Consider the following 4,903-nt stretch of genomic DNA (forward strand, 5'->3'; position numbering starts at 1 on the left):
ATTTCTAGAGAATACTGTCGATAGCTTTTTTTACGTTTGCATGGACGATGATGGATGAAAAGTCGATCCCAGCCTCCACAACCCTGACAGCAAGTTCCGTCCGTATTCCAGTAACGATGACTTCAATGCCCAGCAGTTTGAGAACATTATAAACATTGAAAATATGTCCGGCAACCTCTGTATCAATAGTGATTATTCCTGAAAAGTCAATAATCAGATATTTAATTTTCAAGCCTGGTATTTTAGGGACGACATTGTTCAGCAGGTGCTCTGTACGCTGATGATCAATCCCTCCTATTAAAGGCAGTACAGCAATGCTGTCCTGTATTGGAACAATCGGTGTAGACAGCTCGTTTATTTCTTTTTGTGTTTTAGAAATCAGTTCTTCTGTTTTCCGTTCAAATGCGAAAACCGTTTCATTAATGCTTAAATCTAGCATGTGATTCACTTTTTTCAGAACATCAATGACTTCATCCGTCTGAAGGCTAAATTCTCTACCCAAATCCATAACGAAATCTGAGAATACTAGACGCGTATCGGGGTACCTAACAAATATATCTGATATTCTGCCACGAGAATTGGCAGCTCGTTCGCCGTTTATCTTGCTCCATTCGATCAGTTCGTCAGGTGCTTCTCCCGGCAGATGAATCGAACTTCCTAAAAAACGCAAAAATTCAACGTACATATCTTTTGCAAGGTCGATTTCTATACGAGGGACATCAAAATCAAACTTTTTTATTATTTGCTCCACTAGATCTGACGCTAGAGGAACTGCGTTTTCGGTTAAATAATCGGCAACAGATTGCAGCGAATTCATGCTTTCACACCCTGTCTTCTCTTTGTTTTCGCTTAAAATGATATCTTCTTACTACATTAACATACCATTTATTTAAATAATATAGGATTATCCAACCTCTTTTCTGCTCTATCACTGGTGTGAAGAAGGTGAACAGAAAATTAATATAATTTATAGGCAGATGGTCCTTGGTGTAATCAAGCCTGTTTGCAGAGGAGGGAATGAAAAAGCTTTTGAATCATCTCGAAGGTTTGTCTTTTTAAAAGGCTGTTTTCTTAAACTGTGCTGCTACTAGAAATCAGAGAAGCTGTTGACCTCCGTTTCAGGCGCACGCTTTCCGCGGGGCAGGCGGTGAGCCCNNGTCTCACCTTCCTGCTTGTCCCGCAGGAGTCGGCACCTTACACTACGATCAACTTTTTTCAATGATGGATTCAAGATGAAAAGGCGTATGTGATGAAAGAACGAGGAAATAGCCCAAGGTTTACACGTTAGAATATTTGGGGGCAATCAAGCCGAAATTTCTTAAAATAATATCCCCAATACAAGGCTTCGCATGTGAGGATTCATGTGAAGCCTTGTTTTTTTTAAGTAATTCATTAAAAGGCATAAAAGGACTAAAGATAATTGACGGTTGTTATTCTAAACTCGAAACGGTCATACCGCTTCAAATTTACCCCCTTATGGTTTTTTTATGATTTGTGATGAAAACATTTAGTGATTGGAGCGGAAGGGTGCGAGACTCCTCGAAAATGAAAAGCGCATCCTTCGTGCGAGGTCTTGCCGCCACAGCTTTCCTTGTCCTGCGAGACTCACCGCACGCCCCGCGGAAATCACCGCACCAAACTTGTGAAAAGGACTTTTTCAGTGCCCTCCTCTCAGAACCTGCTATCTCTATTAAAATTTTAAGCTGTTCACTACATCCATCGCTTCCTTCCACAATTGCTTTGTCAACGCTCCTGCCTGGCACTCTTTGCTCATTGAGTAAGCCTGCCCTGCCCACATTGATGTCATATCAGATCGCCCTTGCTCTGCTGCAGCTTTCCTGATGTCGGATGTGACATAATGCTGTATGGGATACGGCAGATGTTCTGCTAGTTCATCCAGTTCCTCCATCATATAGTTCTGAATGCCGCGGGCATATTTCCCTGAAAATCCTTTTGTCAGTCCTGTCGGGACCTTGCTGTTGAGCAGTGTGTGCTTATGTATTTTTGAGGCTCCGCTTTCCTCAGAAGTTAAATAAGCAGTTCCAAGCATCGCTCCATCTGCTCCTAATGAAAAAGCGGCCGCTATTCCTCTTCCGTCCATGATCCCTCCTGCTGCCGCAATTGGAATTGAAACGGAGTCCGCGATAAGAGGAACGAGCGCAATCGTTCCTGTGAGCTGAGACAGAGGGTCACCAGAAAACGTTCCTCTATGTCCTCCAGCTTCACTGCCCTGAGCTGCTATAACATCCACTCCTGCAAGCTCGAGCTGCACGGCCTCATCAGCCGATGTCGCAGTTCCTGTAACAGTCGCGCCGTGCTTCTTTAATTTTTTCATCACAAATTCCGGCGGACAGCCGAAGGTAAAGCTAAAATGTTTTGCACCACATTCGAGCGCTGCTTCCAGCTGTTCAACAAATGAAAATGATGGCCGTGAAAAATCTTTCTTTTTCTCAAGCCCCAGCTTTTCTCTGAAATCATTCAGCTTGTTCTGCATAACATACACCTTATCCTCGCTGAAAACGGCTTCTGCTTCTGGCAAAAAAAGATTCACAGCAAACGGCTTGTCTGTCTGTTTTTTAACTGAATTGATCTGTCTTATTATCTCTTCCGGAGACATATAGCCAGCACCAATTGTGCCCAGTCCGCCTGCAGCACTTACTTCAGCTGCAAGTGCAGCGCCAGCAGGTCCGCCAGCCATCCCTGCCTGGATTATCGGTATGTCAATGCCAAATATTTTCGTCAGCCTGCTCTTCATCATTCCTGCACCCCCTTTAGATTTATCCTAATCATAACTTACGATAAGAAGCGGTATTTTTCCAGCGCTTACCTGTTTGAATGGGACGCGCTGGAAATGAATACATTTGAGTAAAAAGGTACAGGAGGGTCCTATGAAGGTTCGAAAAGCGATTATACCAGCTGCGGGACTCGGAACAAGGTTTTTGCCGGCAACGAAAGCACAGCCGAAGGAAATGCTTCCGATTGTGGATACACCTGCGATTCAATATATAGTGGAAGAAGCTGTCGCCTCAGGGATAGAGGATATCATTATCATTACAGGGAGAGGTAAACGGGCGATCGAAGACCATTTTGATATTTCATATGAGCTGGAGGAAACGTTAAGACAGCGTGAAAAAACAGACCTGCTCGCGAATGTCAGAAGAGTCTCTTCTATGGCTGACATCCACTATATAAGGCAAAAAGAGCCAAGAGGTCTCGGCCATGCAATCAGCTGCGCACAGCGGTTCATCGGAAATGAACCCTTCGCTGTCCTGCTAGGGGATGATATTGTGAAATCAAGTGTACCGTGTCTTCAGCAGCTGCTTGCGGTATACGAACGATATAATACATCCGTAATTGCTGTACAGCAGGTGCCTCCGCAATCTGTGTCCAAATACGGCATTATCTCACCGAAAGGCAGTCCCGTAGATGACAGCCTGACTTATATTGAAAACATGATTGAAAAACCAGGAATACATGAAGCTCCTTCCAACCTCGCCATAATCGGCCGCTATGTGCTGCGTCCAGATATATTCCCNNCTCGAGAAGATCGAAGCAGATAAAAGCGGAGAGATTCAGCTAACTCAGGCACTGAACAGCTTAAACGAAAAGCAGGCCGTATTGGCATGTGAATTTTCAGGCACCCGTTTTGATGTGGGAGATCCAGAAGGGTTCATAAAAGCCACTCTAGAGTTTGCGCTTGAAAGAGATGACATGACATCAGACCTGATTGATTATATGGAGAAGCTGCTTATGAGTAAGAAAGCAACCGTTTTTTAAGTATTAGCCGCTTTAAAAACAAACCATTTCTGTCCTGCATAGTTAAGCAGTGTATATAAACAAGCCCCCATCAGCATCGCCATCGTTTCTGTGCGTGCAAAAAAAAGCAGTTCAGCTGCTTTTTCAGCGATAGAGTAAGCTGCAAAATAACAGAGCACACCCGTAATGAAGAAACGGACGATAGACGAAAATACCGGTGCATTGCTGCGGAAAGTAAAACAGCGGTTAAGGTAATAGCTGATGAATAACCCTGCGGTATTACCAGAAAAAGTGGCTGCATAATAACTGAAATCAGCAAGGTGATAAAGTACGAACATTATGGAAACCCCTGCAGCTGTATTCACAGTCCCGGCAGCAAGAAACCTGAAGAAGGAGCGGCTCATAAATACTTCCGTTTATTTCGCAGTCTATATTTTAGCTGCTCCTGCCGCTTAGCAGGCTGAGGTTCCAGTAAGTTAGTCTCTATCGTAAATCTTGGCCGCCGCTTTACTTCTTTAAAAATCTTGCCTATGTATTCCCCGATAAGGCCTAAACTTAGGAGCTGTATACCGCCGATAAACCANNAGTTTTTGAACTGCAGCATATCCCCCCGCAGCAGCACCCAGTATCAAAACAGCCGCACCGCCTGCTGTAATCAGCCTGATCGGCCTCACACTGAACGAGGTAAGGCCATCCAGTGCAAACGAAATCATTTTTTTCAGCGGATATTTTGTTTCTCCCGCGAGCCGTTCTTTTCTTTCATAAGATACTGCAGCTGTTTTGTAGCCGACTAAAGGAACGATTCCTCGTAAAAATAGGTTGCTCTCCGTATATTTGAGCAGCTCTTCCGCAGCACGCTTACTCATGAGCCGGTAATCTGCATGATTGAATACAAGATTTATGCCGAATCTGCTCATCAGTTTATAATAAGACTCCGCGCTAAACCTCTTAAACCAGCTGTCTTTTTCACGGCTGCTGCGTACACCGTAAACCGTATCATATCCTTGATGAAATAATTGAATAAAGTCTGGAATGACATTAATGTCATCCTGCAGGTCTGCATCGATCGAGATGATGCAGTCTGAGCACTCTTTTGCCGCTTGTAACCCAGCCAGCAGTGCGTTCTGATGCCCTGCGTTCTTTGCCA

The 4,903-nt window shown here is 44.2% G+C and carries 3 protein-coding genes and 2 pseudogenes; 1 reads left to right on the top strand and 4 read right to left on the bottom strand.

Annotation, left to right across the window (positions count from 1 at the left end):
• Nucleotides 1-4: 4 nt before the first annotated feature.
• On the bottom strand, nucleotides 5-817 hold the full coding sequence (locus CGZ90_RS18795) for an STAS domain-containing protein (protein ID WP_094254050.1): 813 nt from the start codon (nucleotides 815-817) through the stop codon (nucleotides 5-7).
• An 873-nt stretch (nucleotides 818-1,690) separates the two neighbouring features.
• Nucleotides 1,691-2,758 (bottom strand): NAD(P)H-dependent flavin oxidoreductase, encoded by a 1,068-nt coding sequence (locus tag CGZ90_RS18800; protein ID WP_094254051.1) that lies wholly within the window; start codon nucleotides 2,756-2,758, stop codon nucleotides 1,691-1,693.
• Nucleotides 2,759-2,888: 130 nt separating this feature from the next.
• Between CGZ90_RS18800 and galU the strand changes: the two are divergent.
• A pseudogene (gene galU, locus CGZ90_RS18805) lies at nucleotides 2,889-3,777 on the top strand (UTP--glucose-1-phosphate uridylyltransferase GalU).
• Here the strand turns inward: galU and CGZ90_RS18810 are convergent.
• Nucleotides 3,774-4,160: a GtrA family protein gene (locus CGZ90_RS18810; protein ID WP_094254052.1), complete on the bottom strand. Its 387-nt coding sequence runs from the start codon at nucleotides 4,158-4,160 to the stop codon at nucleotides 3,774-3,776. The pseudogene galU and the gene CGZ90_RS18810 overlap by 4 nt on opposite strands.
• A pseudogene (locus CGZ90_RS18815) lies at nucleotides 4,157-4,903 on the bottom strand (glycosyltransferase); the annotation flags it as partial. The gene CGZ90_RS18810 and the pseudogene CGZ90_RS18815, both read right to left, overlap by 4 nt.

It is taken from the genome of Fictibacillus aquaticus, from assembly GCF_002245695.1.
Classification (GTDB): Bacteria; Bacillota; Bacilli; order Bacillales; family Fictibacillaceae; genus Fictibacillus; species Fictibacillus aquaticus.

What these genes read in the sequence shown, in the direction of transcription:
- CGZ90_RS18795 (WP_094254050.1), bottom strand. Translation starts at nt 817, where the DNA reads ATGAATTCGCTGCAATCTGTTGCCGATTATTTAACCGAAAACGCAGTT.
- CGZ90_RS18800 (WP_094254051.1), bottom strand. Translation starts at nt 2,758, where the DNA reads ATGATGAAGAGCAGGCTGACGAAAATATTTGGCATTGACATACCGATA.
- CGZ90_RS18810 (WP_094254052.1), bottom strand. Translation starts at nt 4,160, where the DNA reads ATGAGCCGCTCCTTCTTCAGGTTTCTTGCTGCCGGGACTGTGAATACA.